This window comes from Comamonas sp. GB3 AK4-5, assembly GCF_041320665.1.
Taxonomy (GTDB): domain Bacteria; phylum Pseudomonadota; class Gammaproteobacteria; order Burkholderiales; family Burkholderiaceae_C; genus Comamonas.
In genome coordinates, this window is the sequence record NZ_CP166730.1 from 1,285,147 (window position 1) to 1,299,489 (window position 14,343).

Consider the following 14,343-nt stretch of genomic DNA (forward strand, 5'->3'; position numbering starts at 1 on the left):
ATGCTCAGGCCTTGCCTTGGGCTGCGACGGCTGCAGCCGCCTTGGCTGCGGCTTCGGCGTCGCCCAGGTAGTAGCTGCGGATGGGCTTCAAGTTGTCATCCAGCTCATACACCAGCGGAATGCCATTGGGCACGTTCACACCCACGATGGCATCGTCGGCGATGTTGTCCAGATACTTGATCAGGGCGCGGATGGAATTGCCGTGGGCTGCCAGCACCACGCGCTTGCCAGCCTTGATGGCGGGCGCCATGGTGTCGTTCCAGAACGGCATCACGCGGGCCACGGTGTCCTTCAGGCATTCGGTCAGCGGAATCTGCTCGGGCTGCAGGGCTGCATAGCGGCGGTCGCTGCGCTCGCTGCGTGGGTCGGACGCTTCCAGGGCCGGTGGCGGCACGTCGTAGCTGCGGCGCCAGACCAGCACCTGGGCGTCACCGTATTGCTTGGCCATGTCTGCCTTGTTCAAACCTTGCAGGCCGCCGTAGTGGCGCTCGTTCAGGCGCCAGTTGTTTTCCACCGGGAGCCAGGTGCGGTCCATCTCGTCCAGCACATGCCACAGCGTGCGGTTGGCGCGCTTGAGCATGCTGGAGAAAGCCAGGTCGAAGTCATAGCCCTCGGCCTTCAACAGGCGGCCTGCGCTCTTGGCCTGTTCCACACCGGTGTCGGTCAGGTCCACATCGGTCCAGCCGGTGAAGCGGTTTTCGAGGTTCCAGGTGGATTCACCGTGGCGGATCAAAACGAGCTTGTGCATGAAGTCCCTTGGCGCGGCACGCGCGCGGCAAACGAAATAAAGAAAAGGTGCGGATTGCGTAAAACCGTTGATTTTAGGCCGCAGCAGGCGCCGTGTTCGGGCTGCATGCCCGTTCAGACCGGAATGCCGGACTTCTCCCCCTAGAATTGCGCGGTTTGCTACCCCGAGGACTGACGTGAATTTCTTCATCGAGAACTGGTATTTGATCCTGCTGGCCATTGGCTCCGGCGCGTTGCTGTTGGTGCCTTCGCTCAAGGGCGCGGGAGCTGGCAGCCTGACGGCGGCCGACGCCGTGCAGCGCATCAACCGCGAAAAAGCCGTGGTGGTGGATGTGCGCGAGCCGGAAGAATATGTCCAGGGCCACATCACCAACGCCAAGAACATCCCGATGTCGCAGCTGGAAGAGCGCCTGCCCCAGGTGGTCAAGAACAAGGCACTCCCCGTGGTGCTGGTGTGCGGCAAGGGTCCCCGCGCCGTGCGTGCCGAAGCGGTGGCCAAGAAGCTGGGCTATGAAAAGGCCCAGGCACTGGCTGGCGGCATGAAGGGCTGGCGCGATGCCAGCCTGCCGGTTGTAAAGACCTGAACCGCCCCCAGCTGCTGAGCATGCGCGGCCCACAAGTTGGGCCGGCGCAGCCCCATCACCCAGGAAAGAGACCCCATGCAAGCCGTCAAGATGTACACCACCGCCGTCTGCCCTTACTGCATTCGTGCCAAGCAGATTCTGAAGTCCAAAGGCGTGGAGCAGATTGAGGAAGTGCGCATCGACACCGACGCCGCCGCCCGCGATCACATGATGCAGACCACCGGCCGCCGCACCGTGCCGCAGATCTTTATCGGCGACACCCATGTGGGCGGCTGTGATGACCTGATGGCCCTGGATGCCAAGGGCGGCCTCGTACCCCTGCTGAATGTTTGACACCCCCCTGAGGCACTGCGTGCCTTCCCCCCGCTCTCGCATCGCATGGCGATGCGGGCAGGGAGACGCTGCCAGCGCGGCGGGGCGGCCCTTGCGCGGCAGCCCTGGCCAGCGGGACGTCAGCTACATCGACTGTGGACGGTGCGCGGCATCGTGGTCCATAGAGATGCGCATTGCATAATGCTCGCCACACCCGCTGCACAGCTGCTGTGCCGGCGGGCTTTTTTGTATATCCGGTTGCTTTTGACCTGAAAGACTGACTCCATGTCCGAACAAGAAAACCCCGTGTTCCAGATCCAGCGCGTGTACCTGAAGGACCTGTCGCTCGAACAACCGAATTCCCCCGCCATCCTGCTGGAACAGACCCAGCCCAGCGTGGACATCCAGCTGGGTGTGGAAGCCACGCCCGTAGCCGAAGGCGTTTTTGAAGTGGCCGTTACCGCCACCGTGCAGACCAAGATCGAAGACAAGACCGTCTTCCTGGTCGAAGCCAAGCAGGCCGGCATCTTCGAAATCCGTAACATCCCCGAAGAGCAAATGGGCGGTGTGATCGGCGTGGCTTGCCCGCAAATCATTTACCCCTATCTGCGCGGCAACGTGGCCGACATCGTGACTCGTGCCGGCTTCCCGCCCGTGCACCTGGCCGAAATCAACTTCCAGGCCATGTACGAGCAGCAAGCCGCTGCCGCAGCACAGGCCGACGGTCAGCTGCCCCAGTAAGCGCGCTTTCAGCCGCTTTCGGTGATGTCCGCATGCAGGCTAGCCTGCAGACTCACCACAAGGCCCTGCGGGGCCTTTTTCTTTGGCCGCTTTTGAGTCAGGGTAGGGCGTGCGGGCCGCAGCGTCTGCTGCGCGTACCATGCGGGCTCGGCCTTGCCCGAGCAGCCGCATTGAATGACTATGGAAAGCTTATGGATACAGCACAGACAGCTATGAAAATCACAGTGATCGGCGCCGGCGCCTGGGGCACGGCCATGGCCATGGCCGCCGCGGCCCATCCAGCGGGTCACCAGGTGCTGCTGTGGGCGCGTGATGCACGCCAGGCCGAAGACATGTATGCCATCCGCCAGAACACCCGCTATCTGCCCGGCCTGTCGTTTCCTCCGGGCTTGAAGATCGCCCAGGGTGCGCAGCTGCGCGATGTGCAGGCCGCCGTGGCCGACGCGCAGTTGGTCATCATTGGCACGCCCATGGCCGCACTGCGCGGCTGGCTGCAGCAGCTGCAAGGCCTGCGCGTGCCGGTGGCCTGGCTGTGCAAGGGCTTTGAAGCCGGCACCGGCCTGATGCCGCACGAGGTCTGTGCCGAAGTGGCGCCCCTGCTGCGCTGCGCGGCCCTGAGTGGCCCCAGCTTTGCGCAGGAGGTGGCGCGCAGCCAGCCATCCGCCCTGGTGGCCGCCAGCCGCGATGCCCAGGTGCGCCGCGCCCTGGTGGACGCGCTGCACAGCCCTGCGCTGCGCGTCTATGGCAATGAGGACATCGTGGGCGTGGAAGTGGGCGGTGCCGTGAAGAACGTGATGGCCATTGCCGCCGGCCTGTGCGACGGGTTGGAGCTGGGGCTGAATGCCCGCGCGGCCTTGCTCACACGCGGCCTGGCCGAGATGACGCGCCTGGGCGTGGCCCTGGGCGCCCGTCCCGACACCTTCATGGGCCTGTCCGGCCTGGGGGATTTGATGTTGACCGCCACCGGCGACCTGTCGCGCAACCGCAAGGTGGGCCTGCTGCTGGCCAGCGGCATCAGCCTGGCCCAGGCCGTGGAGTCGTTAGGCCATGTGGCCGAAGGCGTGTACAGCGCCCGCACCGTGCTGGCCCGTGCCCAGGCCCTGGGTGTGGACATGCCCATCGCCGCCACCGTGGTCGACCTGCTGGATGGCAAGGTCGCTCCGGCCCAGGCCGTGCACCGGCTGATGGAGCGCGACCCCAAGCAGCAGGAGCGTTAAGCCGCCGCCGCATTCAATCTGCGGCTACGCAGCGCCTGGGTGCGCCAGAAATTCTTGAACCATGCGGTTGAACCTGTCCGCATGTTCCCACTGCGCCCAGTGGCCGCATTGGTTGAAGATGTGCATCTGGGCGTTGGGAATGCCCCAGATCACGCGCAGGCCGATGTCCAGCGGCACAAAGCGGTCATCACGCCCCCAGATGACCAGGGTCTGGGCCTGGATCTCGGAAAGGCGGTTGCTGTAGTCGCTGAACTGCCTGGGGTTGATCTGCAGGCTTTTGACGAAGTTCTCCAGATGGTCGCGGCGCGCGAGTATGTTGGCCAGGCGCTGCTGGTAGAGTTCCTCGGTGAGGCTGCTGGCGTCATAGACAAAGACATTCATCATGCGTTTCAGGTTCTCCACCGTAGGGTCACGGTAGAGCGCGCCGATGAGTTTGATGCCTTCGGTGGGCATGGGCACAAAGCTGCTGGGGCCACCTGTGCCGCCGCCCATGAGGATCAGCTTGTCCACCATGGTGGGGTGGGCCAGTGCAAAGCCCACGGCGCTGTGGGCGCCCATGGAGTTGCCGATGATGTGGACCTTGGTCAGGCCCAATTGGTCGAGCACGGCCTTGAGGCAGCGTGCATTGAGATCGGAGCGCGATCCCGTGCTGACAATGCTGTCGCTTTTGCTCCAGCCGGGGCAGTCCAGCAGCAGGACGCGCCAGCCGGCTTCGACCAGGGGCTCGATATTGCGGTGAAAGTTGGCCCAGCCGCTGGCCCCTGGCCCTGAGCCGTGCAGCATGACCACGACCTGATCGCCGTGGCCCACATCGTTGTAGTGCAGTTTGAGTGGTTTGCCATCTTCGGTGATGGTCACAAAGCGGCTGGTTTCTGCTTCGCCGATGCTGGGGTTCATACGTTGTTGTCTCCTGAATGCATGGTTGGGGGCGCGTGATTTATTGGCCAAACTGGGCACGTACACAGCCCAGGCCGCTGATATGGGCCTCGAAGCGGTCACCTGCCTGTACGGGCACCATGGGGCCCAGGGCACCGGTGAGTACCAGATCGCCCGCGCGCAGCGGCTGGCCCAGGCCGGCGAGCTTGCGTGCCAGCCATGTGGCCGCATTCAAGGGATGGCCCAGGCAGGCGGCCCCATTGCCCTGGGAGGCAGTCTCGCCATTGCGTGTGAGCCGCATCTCGCAGAGCTTGAGATCCAGAGCGTCAAGTCGTACGGGAACGGCACCCAGCACCACCAGGCCGCTGGAGGCGTTGTCGGCCACGGTGTCCACAAAGCGGATGTTCCAGTCGGCAATGCGGCTGCCCACAATCTCCAGTGCTGGCAGTGCATAGGCCGTGGCGTTGATGACATCGACCAGGGTGGCGTCTGGCAGGTCCAGGTCGTGCTTCAGGACCAGGGCGACTTCGGCCTCTATCTTGGGTTGCAGCGTGCGCTGCCTGGGCAGGACTTCATCGTCGCCATACACCATGTCGGCAAACAAGGTGCCAAAGTCCGGTTGGTCCACGCCCAGCTGCTTTTGCACGGTCAACGAGGTCAGACCTATCTTGCGACCCACGATGCGCCGACCCTGGGCCAGGGCATGGCGCACATTGGCCAATTGCACCGCATAAGCGTCGTCGTGGTCGCTCATTTCGTCGCGCAGGGGGGGAATAGGCTTGCGCATTGCTTCGGCTTGGCGCAGTCGCTGGGCCCAGGTCTGGATTTGCTCAGGAGAGGTCATGGAAAAGTCCTATTTCAGGTGTGCATGAACATCAGGCCGTAGCCTGCGATGAGCGCGGGAATCGCGCGGTAGGCATAGACGGGGCAGTGCAGAGGGTGGTCTGAAGGCAAAGCCGCACGTGCGACCAGCCAGGTCTTGGACTCATGGGCCGAGTTGCCGGCGAGCTCGGCAATCGAGGCCTCGCTCATGGCGCACAGCGCATCCAGCTCGCCGTGGCGCAAGGTGTTCATCCATTGCTGGTCCCAGTCCGGGTTCAGGGGTTTCATCCAGTGGTCGCCACGCGCCAGGGCCATGCCTGCGGCCATGACGCGCTCGGTCTTGGCGGCCTTGTCGGCTTCAGTCGGGAGGCGCTTGACCGTGATGCGCTCGCGCACGGCAGGGTCGGGGTGTTGCATGGTGGGCACGGGTGGCTCGTGTGAAAGCCCGCCTGAGCCAATGACCAGCGTGCGCTGTGGCAAACCGTCCAGGTAGGAGCCTATGGCCTCGCCCAGGGCCTTGCAGCGTGCCAGCCGTGCAATCCCAGGCTGGGCGACAGCGTTGAGGAAAATCGGGATCACAGGTGGGGTATCCAGATCGTCGCCCCACAGCACCTGCAAGGCCTGGGAGAAACCATGGTCGACTTGCATGCGGCGCGAGACGGCCAGGTCAAAGTGCCGGTCCATCAGATAAGCCGCCATCGATAGCGCCAGCTCCTCGGGCACGTTGAGAGGGCCTGCAGGGGTGAGGTAGTCGCCCACGGCCCAGGCCTGGCTGCCCAGGCAAAAAGGCGGCATGAGTTCGTTGAAAAAACCGTTGTAGTGATCCGGTCCTATGAGCACGATGAGCTCGGGGTCAAAGGCCGCTATGGCGGCACGCGCCTGCTCCACGGCTTCATCTAGCACGCGCTGGTCCTGCGGGTCTATGGGATTCAGGCCCAGCAAGGGGGAGTGGGACATGCCCAGAAAGGCGCGTTTTGGCGCTTGTTGTGGAGTCTCTGGCTTCATATCTTTCAGGGAGAAAATTCGGTCAATCTCGATCGATTGGAAGATTGTCAAGATGCCGCTGGTGAATGAGAACAGCGTGCGCAGAGTGCACCTATGACCCAGGGCTTACCCCCGGTTCGTCACACCGGGCGCAAAAAAGCCACCGCAAAGGGTGGCTTGAAATGCAGGAGTGGCTTGGCTTATTGCACCAGGCGCCCACCGTCTACGACCAGGTCGGCTCCCGTGATCATGCGGGCGTCGGCCGAGGCCAGAAAGGCCACGGCAGCCGCCACATCCGCAGGTTCGACGATCTGGCCCATGGGATTCATCTGTTTCACGGCTTCCAGGGCCTGCTCGCGGCCGCCGAAGCGTTCGGTCAGCTGCTGTTCCACAAAAGGTGTCCACAGATAACCGGGGTGCACCGCATTCACGCGCACCTGGTAGCCATGGCGCGCGGCGCTGATGGCGGCCTGCTTGCTCATGGTTTTGAGAGCGCCCTTGCTGGATGCATAAGTGCCCAAATCCTTGGAGCCCACATAGCCCGAGATGGAGCCCATGTTGACGATGGCACCGCCATGCGCTTGCGTCTTCATGGTCTTGAGCGCGGTCTGCATGCCCAGCAGGGCACCCTCTACGTTGACGGCAAACACCTGGCGCCATTCGTCCAGGTCAAGCTCGTCAAAAGCCGCAGGCTGCCGGGGAATCATGCCGGCGTTGTTGACCAGCACATCGAGTCTCCCGTGCTTGTCGACGATGGATTGCGCAATCTGCTCCCATTGCGCGCGGCTGCGCACATCCAGCTGGACCAGCTCGGGCGCAGACGCACCACGGTGTGCGAACTGGGCCTGAATGGCCTCGGGGTTGTCAAAGCGCAGATCGGCAAGCACCACATGCGCGCCTTCGCTGGCCAGACGCAGGCCACAGGCCAGGCCTATGGCACCTGCACCGCCGGTGATCAAAACGGTTTTTTTCTCAAAACGCTGCATAAGGGCTATCCATTCTTCAGATCACGCAAGGTGCTTACTCTGCCTTCATTCCGGCGTCTTTCATGATCGGCACCCAGCGCTTGGCTTCCTCGCGCGTGTAGCGGCTAAACTCCTCGGGAGAGCTGGTCTTGATCAGCAGGCCCTGGCTGAGGAATTTCTCCGCTACCTTGGGGTCGCGCATGCCAGCATGTGCGGCCTGTGCAATTCTTTGCACCACCGGGGCCGGCGTGCCAGCCTTGACGGCAACGCCATACCAGAAGGTGGGAACAATATCGCCATAGCCCAGCTCGGCCAGCGTGGGCACCTGGGGCAGCACTGTCGAGCGCTTGTCCTCGCCCACGGCCAGTGCGCGCATCTTGCCCGACAGCACATAGTTGCCTGCGCTGGGCACGGTGTCATAGAAGAAGTCCACCTGCCCGCTCATGACATCGACCAGGCCGGGGGCAGAGCCGCGGTAAGGCACATGGTTCATGGGCACGCCAATCTTTTTGCTCAGCAGCACGCTGAACAGCTGGCCGCCAGAACCCACGCCCTGGGATGCGTAGCTCAAAGGCTTTTGTGGATGGGCCTTGGCATGGTTGACCAGGTCCTGCAAGGTCTTGAATGGGCTGTTGTTGGGCACGACAAACAGGCCCGGAGCCACGGTGAGCTGAGAGACCGGGATCAAGTCTTTTTGCGGGTCATAGGACAGCTTGGCAAAAAGACCGGTGTTGGTGGACAGCGAAGGCACATCGCCGACCAAAATGGTGTGGCCGTCGGCAGGCGCATTCTTGAGCATATTGACCGCGACCTGTGCTCCGCCACCAGGGCGGTTTTCCACGATCACGGGCTGTTTGAAGTCCTGGGTCAGATAGCTGGCCAGCTCGCGCGCCAGTTGATCCGTGGGGCCGCCGGCGGCGTAGGGGACGACCAGGGTCACGGGCTTGGTGGGAAAGTCGGGCGCAGCCAGGGCCGGGCCGGCCAGTGCCAGCAAGGCAAGACCTGTGGCGAACGAAAGTGCGGTGCGACGTGTATTCATGCTTGTCTCTCGAAGGAAAACTGTTTTTGGAAGATGCCTGCAGTCCAGTACTCAGCCGTTGTGCCGCTGTAAAACCTATCCGCTCAGCGCCATGTTTCGCCACGGTTCATGGCTGCGGCGATTTTCATGACTCGAATCAAGTACCCCAATAGAGTGCACCTGGTGCACTTTTTGAAGAGGGTTAACCATAGGCAAATCTTGCACCATGGGGTTGCAGCAATGGTGCGAGGGAGCGCGCAGGCGCAATCCTCATGGCCAATGCTGAAGGCTGGCTTGGGGGGGCGGGGAGAAACCATGGCCGGTCCGGCCTATGATTTGGGATGATCTTTTCACCCCCCAGCCTGAATGGCGCGGACGAGGCCGACTACAAAGAGGTGCGCAGTCTTTCGCGCGGCCTGGCCATCTTGCAAGCGCTCAACCGCGCCCCGGGCGGCATGGCCTCGACCACCATGCTGGCCGAGACCACGGGTGTGCACCGAACCACCGTCAAACGCATCTTGGAAACCCTGCGTGCCGAAGGTTTTGTGCGGCGTGGAGAAAAGGAGGGGCAGTACTACCTGACCTTTGCCGTGCGCAGCCTGAGCGAGGGCTTTGCCGACGATGATTGGGTGGAGCAGGTGGCGCTGCCATTGATGCGCGCAGCGGTTCCCGAGCTCATGTGGCCTTGTGACCTGGGGACGTTGGAAGGCGGTTTCATGGTGGTGCGCGAAAGCACGCACCGCTTCAGCCTGTTGTCCCAGCACCGGGGCATGATTGGTGAGAAGCTGCCGCTTTTCTTCACGGCCATGGGGCGGGCCTATTTGGCGGCTTGTGCCGAAGACGAACTCGAAGGCTTGCTGGCGCTGCTGGCACAGCGCAACGATGCCGTGGGCCATATGGCCAAGGACCGTGCGGCCGTGGACGAATTGATCGCCAAGACCCGGGCCCGTGGCTATGCGGTCAATGTCGGCGACTGGGACCGGGAAGCACCGTTCGGAGCTATTGCCGTCGCCTTGCGCAGCGGTCACAGACTGATTGGTGGTGTGAACCTGATCTTCCCCAAGTCTGCGGTTTCGCCCGAGGACATCGAGGCCCGATATCTGCCTCGCCTCAAGCGCCTGGCGCAGAGGATGGGGCGCGACATCCAGCCCTGGGTGGGGTAAGGGCAGTTCATCACCTTTGTTGGGCGAGCCGCAGCTTCACCGCTGCAGCCCTTCCAGCGCATCGCGTTCAAAGCCGCGCCAGATGTCGTCGCGCCGCTGCAAGGTCTGGGCAACTTCGGTGGAGCGCTGCTGGGCCACGGCCGAGATCAGGGCATTGCCCAGAAAAAAAGCGGCGGTGTAGGAGTCGAAGGGCGAGGCATTGGCCGTGTGCACCAGCAGGTGGTGGCTGCTGTGGGCCAGCACCGGTGCCTGCGGGCTGTCGGTGATCACCAGCACCTTGCAGCCCTGGGCATGAAAGTGCTGGGCCGCATGCAGGGCGCCGCTGGAGTAGCGGCGCACGGTGTAGACCAGCAGCACATCATCCGGCTGGGTCCAGACCAGGCGGTCCACCATGAAGCGGGAGCCCGCGGCCAGCTCGTGCACATCGGGGCGGCACAGGCTGAGGTGGGTGGCCAGATAGGCCGAGACCGGTGCGCTGTTCTTCTCGCCCAGCACATAGACCTTGCCGGTGGACTGGGCCAGGGCCTTCACCATGGCGCGAAAGGCCTGCATGTCCAGGCCACGGCGCGTGGCTTCCAGGTTGTGCTGGTCATGCAGCAGCGTGTCGTCCACGTACTCCTCCAGGCTGCGGCCCTTGCCCAGGGTGGCGGGGGCGCGCAGGGCGGCGCTTTGCAGCCGGGTGGTGACTTCGGCACGGGCTTCGCGCCGCAGCTCGGCCAGGCTGTCATAGCCCAGCTTGGCCACCAGGCGCACCACGGTGGAGGCACTGGTGCCTGTACGTGCGGCAAGCGCACTGGCGGGCTCCAGCAGGCCATGGGGGTAGTCGCGGTGCAGGCTCTCGGCCAGCGTGCGTTCGCTGGCGGTGAGATGCGGTGCGTGGTGGGCAAGCCGTTCGTTCAGCAGCATGGAAAGACGAAGAAAGAGAGCTGTGGAGGCGGGGGAATCAGCAGAAAAACGCCTGGAAGATGCCTGTGGATACGGGCGCCCAAGCATAGCGGCAAGCACTGCGGCCATGGCTGCAGGGCAGCGGAAACCACTATTGCAATGAAATTTGCAGAAAAATATGATTTCTGCAATGTTTGTTTCATAATCGCCGCGCACCAGCAGGTGCCACCACCTGTTCTTGGCACGGGTTTCGACTGCCACTCTCCCCCCTCTGTTTGCCTCCATGTCTTCGTCTGTCTTGCATCCTGCTTCCGCTTTGGGCTCCAACCACCAACCGCTGCTGGATTGGCTGGCCTCCCAGCATGACGCCATGTGCGCATTGCTGGAACGTATCGTCAACATTGACAGCTGTAGCAAGGACGAGGCCGGTGTGCGCCTGGTCGCGACTGCCTTGCGCGAGCGCCTGGAAGCCGCTGGCATTGCCGTGCAGACCCTGGCCCAGCCCGGCTGGGGCGACTGCCTGCTGGCCACGCTGCCCGGCCGCGATGCCGCAGCCAACGGCCATATCCAGCTGATGGGCCATACGGACACCGTTTTCCCTGCAGGTACTGTGGCCGAGCGTCCCTTTGCGGTGCGTGACGGCCGTGCCTATGGCCCGGGTGTGGCGGACATGAAGTCCGGCCTGGTGCTCAACGTCTTTGTGGCCGAGGCCCTGGCCCGCTTCGGCGGCAATGCCTCGCCAGTGCAACTGCTGTTCACCTGCGATGAAGAAGTGGGCTCACCCGTGTGCCGCACGCTGATTCGCGAGCGCTCCCAAGGCGCGCGCGCCGTGCTGAATGCCGAGCCGGGCCGCATCAGCGGCAATGTGGTCAACCAGCGCAAGGGCTCGACCCGCATCGAATTCGAAGTCTTGGGCGTGGCGGCCCATGCCGGCATCAACCCGGCCCAGGGCGCCAGTGCCATTGCCGCCTTGGCCCACAAGACGCTGGCCCTGCACGCGCTCACCGATTCGCAGCCTGGCGTGACGCTGAACGTGGGCTTTGTGCAGGCCGGCATGGCCGCCAATGTGGTGGCGCCCCAGGCCCTGGCGCATCTGGATTTGCGCTACACGGCCGAGACCGATATGGACGCGCTGATGGCCCAGATCACCACCATCATCGAGGCCGAGTCACTGCCGCGTACCAGCGGCCGTATCCTGGCCCAGACCGGCACCCTGCCCATGGCCAAGACACCCGATGCGCTGCTGGCGCTGTACCAGCGCTCGGCCGCCAGCGTGGGTTTTGCCGTAGAGGGCGAATTTACCGGTGGCGCAGCCGACAGCGGTATCACCTCGTCCATGGGCATACCCAGCCTGTGTGCGCTGGGCCCTGTGGGCGGCTACCCGCACAGCGAGCGCGAGTTCTGCGATCTGAGCACCTTTGTTCCCCGTGCCCAGGCCATGGCCTTGACCGTGATCGGCCTGGAATAAGCCATCGAACCTGGCCTTGTCGCCCCCTGTTTTTTTATCTTGAGCATTCCCATGACAGAGCACACCAATTTCCCTGCCATGCCCGCGCGCCGCAAGGCCATGGGCCAGATTGCCGGCCTGGCCGCAGGCCTGGGCCTGGGCGGTCTGCCCGCGCTGGCGGCAGAAAAATATCCCACGCGGCCCATCACACTGGTTGTGCCATTCCCACCCGGTGGTTCGGTGGACGTGATGGCCCGCCAGTACACCGAGGCCCTGGGCCGTTTGCTGGGCGTGCCCATCGTGGTGGAAAACAAGGCCGGTGCCGGCGGCTCCATTGGCTCGCAGTTTGTGGCCCGCTCCAAGCCCGACGGCTACACCCTGGTGGCCTCGTCGCAAAGCAGCCACCTGGCCAACCCGCTGGTGCAGCCCAATCTGGGCTATGACCCGCTCAAGGACTTTGACAATATCGCCCTGATGGGCCGCCAGCCCAATGTGTTGCTGGTTCACCCCAGCCTGCCGGTCAAGACCTTTGCCGAGTTTGTGGCCTATGCCAAGCAGTACCCCGAGCGCCTGAATTTTTGCAGCGCTGGCGCCGGCAGCATGGGCCAATTGAATGTGGAGATGATGCAGCTGGCCACCGGCATCAAGGGCACAACCCATGTGCCTTACCGTGGCGGCTCGCCTCTGATCACGGCCGTGCTCAGCAACGAGGTGCAGTTCGGCCTCGATAACCTGGTGATCTTTTTGTCCCATATCCAGGCCGGCAAGCTACGTGCATTGGCTGTTGCCTCGCCCACGCGCATTCCGCAAATTCCGGATGTGCCCACATTTGCCGAGCTGGGCTTTCCCCAGCTCAACCAGCCTTCGTGGACCGGTATTGCCGCGCCTGCCAACACGCCGGCACACATCGTGGCCGCCATCCACAAGGCTGTGCGTACCGCCGCCACCGAGCAGTCCATGGTGGACAACCTCAAGAGCCGTGGCGTGATTCCGCCTGAGGAAATGAGCCCGGAGCAGTTGGAGAAGATGATGGCCGAGCGCTTGAAGGCCTACGCCGAGGTGGTGCGCAAGGCTGGCGTAAAACCTGAATAAGAGGCACCCCCTGAGCCGCTGCGCGTCTTCCCCCTCTTTAGGCGCTACGCGCCGGAGGGGGACGGCACCAGCGCGGCGGGGCGGCCCTTGCGCGGTGCCCTGGCATGGGCTGCGCTGGGTTAGAGCGCATGGTTTCATGCGTGCTTCTGATGGTGCACCAGTCATTCCCTTGGGCAATGCGTGCGTCCTCCTGGAGAGGTGCCTGCGCAGCGGATCAGCGAAATAGAAAACGGCCTGGTATTTGCCAGGCCGTTTTGCATGGGGCGGCGGATGCGGAATGCGAGGCGCTTTAGTCCTCCTGGCTGGCTTCGTTCAGCAAGTCCAGGGCTGCGGCATCGAGCTGCAGCGTGGCGGCGTTGACCAGGGATTGCAGTTGTTCCAGGTTGGTGGCACTGGCAATCGGCGCGGTGATCCCAGGCTGGTGCAGCAGCCAGGCGATGGCCACTTCGCCGAGCTGGGCGCGGTATTGGGCGGCCACTTGGTCGATTGCGTCCAGAATGCGCAGGCCGCGCGGGTTGAGGTAGAGGCCGGTGGTCTTGGCACCGCGCGCACTCTTGGTGGCATCGGCTTCGCTGCGGTATTTGCCGGTCAGAAAGCCGGCGGCCAGGGCGTAGAAATTGATCACGCCCACATCACGCTCCACGCACAGCGGCTGCAGCTCTTTTTCAAACACGGCGCGGTCGTAGAGGTTGTACAGGGGCTGCAGGCTGTCAAATCGGGCCAGGCCATGGCGTTCGCTGCAATCCAGCGCCTCTGCCAGGCGCTGGGCGCTGTAATTGCTGGCGCCAATGGCGCGCACCTTGCCCGCCTGGATCAGCTCGCCCAAGGTGCCCAGCACGTCTTCGAAGGGGATGCTCGGATCGTCGTCGTGTGTCTGGTAGAGGTCGATGTAGTCGGTCTGCAGGCGTTGCAGTGATGCATCCACGGCCTGCTTGATGTACTTGGGGTGCAGGCCCACTTTGCCGTCGCCCATGTCCTTGCCCAGCTTGGTGGCCAGCACCAACTGCTTGCGTTTGCCGGATTTTTTCAGCCACTGGCCTATCAGGCGTTCGGACTCACCGCCCTCATGGCCGGGCACCCAGCGCGAATACACATCGGCGGTGTCCACAAAGTTCATGCCCGCGCCCAGCCAGGCGTCCAGCAGATTGAAGCTGGTGGCGGGGTCTGCGGTCCAGCCAAACACATTGCCGCCAAAACACAGCGGCGAAACCTGCAAGGCCGAGCGACCTAGGGGGCGGGTAGGGAAGGACATGGAGGGCTCCTGAAGAAGAGAGGGGAGTGCTCTGATTAAGTGAGCTTGCTATGCAGATGTAATCTGCTTGAGGGGGTGTTTTGATGACAAACACTGTACACCTGCATTTGCAGCGCTTTGACGGGCATCGCCACCCGCGTGACAGGGTGATGGGCAGTACCAGGACCTGGTTCAGGGCAGGACGCGCCGTGTGCCATCCAGCCCGCAGACCGTGGTGCATGCAGACGCCCGCAGCGGC

Annotated in this window: 15 protein-coding genes; 7 read left to right on the forward strand and 8 right to left on the reverse strand. The window is 63.5% G+C overall.

The window, feature by feature from the left end; translation table 11 throughout:
• Positions 1-4: 4 nt before the first annotated feature.
• The gene (gpmA, locus tag ACA027_RS05720) at positions 5-748 is read right to left on the reverse strand and encodes a 2,3-diphosphoglycerate-dependent phosphoglycerate mutase (protein ID WP_370681442.1); all 744 of its coding nucleotides are present in this window, start codon (positions 746-748) and stop codon (positions 5-7) included.
• Positions 749-923: 175 nt separating this feature from the next.
• Here gpmA and ACA027_RS05725 point away from each other — a divergent pair, with 175 nt between their 5' ends.
• The 4 genes from ACA027_RS05725 (at position 924) to ACA027_RS05740 (ending at position 3,601) form a co-directional block, all read left to right on the forward strand.
• A complete protein-coding gene (locus tag ACA027_RS05725; RefSeq protein ID WP_370681443.1) occupies positions 924-1,331 on the forward strand; it encodes a rhodanese-like domain-containing protein in 408 nt (135 codons plus the stop codon).
• Positions 1,332-1,406: 75 nt separating this feature from the next.
• Positions 1,407-1,664 carry a glutaredoxin 3 gene (gene grxC / locus ACA027_RS05730; RefSeq protein ID WP_370681444.1) on the forward strand — a complete coding sequence of 86 codons (258 nt, stop codon included), beginning with the start codon at positions 1,407-1,409 and terminating at the stop codon, positions 1,662-1,664.
• Positions 1,665-1,928: 264 nt separating this feature from the next.
• On the forward strand, positions 1,929-2,384 hold the full coding sequence (gene secB / locus ACA027_RS05735) for a protein-export chaperone SecB (protein WP_370681445.1): 456 nt from the start codon (positions 1,929-1,931) through the stop codon (positions 2,382-2,384).
• Between the two features lie 212 nt (positions 2,385-2,596).
• The gene (locus tag ACA027_RS05740; protein WP_370681446.1) at positions 2,597-3,601 is read left to right on the forward strand and encodes an NAD(P)H-dependent glycerol-3-phosphate dehydrogenase; all 1,005 of its coding nucleotides are present in this window, start codon (positions 2,597-2,599) and stop codon (positions 3,599-3,601) included.
• Between the two features lie 24 nt (positions 3,602-3,625).
• Here the strand turns inward: ACA027_RS05740 and ACA027_RS05745 are convergent, their stop codons facing one another.
• From ACA027_RS05745 to ACA027_RS05765, 5 genes are all read right to left on the reverse strand, one after another.
• Positions 3,626-4,498 (reverse strand): alpha/beta fold hydrolase, encoded by an 873-nt coding sequence (locus ACA027_RS05745; RefSeq protein WP_370681447.1) that lies wholly within the window; start codon positions 4,496-4,498, stop codon positions 3,626-3,628.
• Between the two features lie 40 nt (positions 4,499-4,538).
• Positions 4,539-5,321: a 2-keto-4-pentenoate hydratase gene (mhpD, locus tag ACA027_RS05750; RefSeq protein WP_370681448.1), complete on the reverse strand. Its 783-nt coding sequence runs from the start codon at positions 5,319-5,321 to the stop codon at positions 4,539-4,541.
• Positions 5,322-5,335: 14 nt separating this feature from the next.
• Positions 5,336-6,256, reverse strand: coding sequence for a 3-carboxyethylcatechol 2,3-dioxygenase (locus ACA027_RS05755; protein ID WP_370681449.1), 921 nt, complete (start codon positions 6,254-6,256; stop codon positions 5,336-5,338).
• A gap of 227 nt (positions 6,257-6,483) precedes the next feature.
• Entirely contained in the window at positions 6,484-7,269 is a 786-nt protein-coding gene (locus tag ACA027_RS05760) for an SDR family NAD(P)-dependent oxidoreductase (protein ID WP_370681450.1), read from the reverse strand.
• 34 nt (positions 7,270-7,303) lie between these two features.
• Positions 7,304-8,287 carry a Bug family tripartite tricarboxylate transporter substrate binding protein gene (locus ACA027_RS05765; protein ID WP_370681451.1) on the reverse strand — a complete coding sequence of 328 codons (984 nt, stop codon included), beginning with the start codon at positions 8,285-8,287 and terminating at the stop codon, positions 7,304-7,306.
• 320 nt (positions 8,288-8,607) lie between these two features.
• On the opposite strand from ACA027_RS05765, the gene ACA027_RS05770 reads away from it, so the two are divergent.
• On the forward strand, positions 8,608-9,429 hold the full coding sequence (locus tag ACA027_RS05770; RefSeq protein ID WP_370681452.1) for a DNA-binding transcriptional regulator: 822 nt from the start codon (positions 8,608-8,610) through the stop codon (positions 9,427-9,429).
• Between the two features lie 36 nt (positions 9,430-9,465).
• Here ACA027_RS05770 and ACA027_RS05775 read toward each other — a convergent pair whose 3' ends face one another.
• Positions 9,466-10,335 (reverse strand): MurR/RpiR family transcriptional regulator, encoded by an 870-nt coding sequence (locus tag ACA027_RS05775; RefSeq protein ID WP_370681453.1) that lies wholly within the window; start codon positions 10,333-10,335, stop codon positions 9,466-9,468.
• 262 nt (positions 10,336-10,597) lie between these two features.
• Between ACA027_RS05775 and ACA027_RS05780 the strand changes: the two genes are divergently transcribed.
• Positions 10,598-11,782, forward strand: a complete 1,185-nt coding sequence (locus ACA027_RS05780) for a M20 family metallopeptidase (protein WP_370681454.1) — start codon at positions 10,598-10,600, stop codon at positions 11,780-11,782.
• 78 nt (positions 11,783-11,860) lie between these two features.
• Positions 11,861-12,853, forward strand: a complete 993-nt coding sequence (locus ACA027_RS05785; protein ID WP_370682519.1) for a tripartite tricarboxylate transporter substrate binding protein BugE — start codon at positions 11,861-11,863, stop codon at positions 12,851-12,853.
• A 289-nt stretch (positions 12,854-13,142) separates the two neighbouring features.
• Here ACA027_RS05785 and ACA027_RS05790 read toward each other — a convergent pair whose 3' ends face one another.
• Positions 13,143-14,105, reverse strand: a complete 963-nt coding sequence (locus tag ACA027_RS05790; protein WP_370681455.1) for an aldo/keto reductase — start codon at positions 14,103-14,105, stop codon at positions 13,143-13,145.
• Between the last annotated feature and the right edge of the window lie 238 nt (positions 14,106-14,343).

What these genes read in the sequence shown, in the direction of transcription:
- gpmA (WP_370681442.1), bottom strand. Translation starts at nt 748, where the DNA reads ATGCACAAGCTCGTTTTGATCCGCCACGGTGAATCCACCTGGAACCTC.
- grxC (WP_370681444.1), top strand. Translation starts at nt 1,407, where the DNA reads ATGCAAGCCGTCAAGATGTACACCACCGCCGTCTGCCCTTACTGCATT.
- secB (WP_370681445.1), top strand. Translation starts at nt 1,929, where the DNA reads ATGTCCGAACAAGAAAACCCCGTGTTCCAGATCCAGCGCGTGTACCTG.
- ACA027_RS05740 (WP_370681446.1), top strand. Translation starts at nt 2,597, where the DNA reads ATGAAAATCACAGTGATCGGCGCCGGCGCCTGGGGCACGGCCATGGCC.
- ACA027_RS05745 (WP_370681447.1), bottom strand. Translation starts at nt 4,498, where the DNA reads ATGAACCCCAGCATCGGCGAAGCAGAAACCAGCCGCTTTGTGACCATC.
- mhpD (WP_370681448.1), bottom strand. Translation starts at nt 5,321, where the DNA reads ATGACCTCTCCTGAGCAAATCCAGACCTGGGCCCAGCGACTGCGCCAA.
- ACA027_RS05755 (WP_370681449.1), bottom strand. Translation starts at nt 6,256, where the DNA reads ATGTCCCACTCCCCCTTGCTGGGCCTGAATCCCATAGACCCGCAGGAC.
- ACA027_RS05760 (WP_370681450.1), bottom strand. Translation starts at nt 7,269, where the DNA reads ATGCAGCGTTTTGAGAAAAAAACCGTTTTGATCACCGGCGGTGCAGGT.
- ACA027_RS05765 (WP_370681451.1), bottom strand. Translation starts at nt 8,287, where the DNA reads ATGAATACACGTCGCACCGCACTTTCGTTCGCCACAGGTCTTGCCTTG.
- ACA027_RS05770 (WP_370681452.1), top strand. Translation starts at nt 8,608, where the DNA reads ATGATCTTTTCACCCCCCAGCCTGAATGGCGCGGACGAGGCCGACTAC.
- ACA027_RS05775 (WP_370681453.1), bottom strand. Translation starts at nt 10,335, where the DNA reads ATGCTGCTGAACGAACGGCTTGCCCACCACGCACCGCATCTCACCGCC.
- ACA027_RS05780 (WP_370681454.1), top strand. Translation starts at nt 10,598, where the DNA reads ATGTCTTCGTCTGTCTTGCATCCTGCTTCCGCTTTGGGCTCCAACCAC.
- ACA027_RS05785 (WP_370682519.1), top strand. Translation starts at nt 11,861, where the DNA reads ATGCCCGCGCGCCGCAAGGCCATGGGCCAGATTGCCGGCCTGGCCGCA.
- ACA027_RS05790 (WP_370681455.1), bottom strand. Translation starts at nt 14,105, where the DNA reads ATGTCCTTCCCTACCCGCCCCCTAGGTCGCTCGGCCTTGCAGGTTTCG.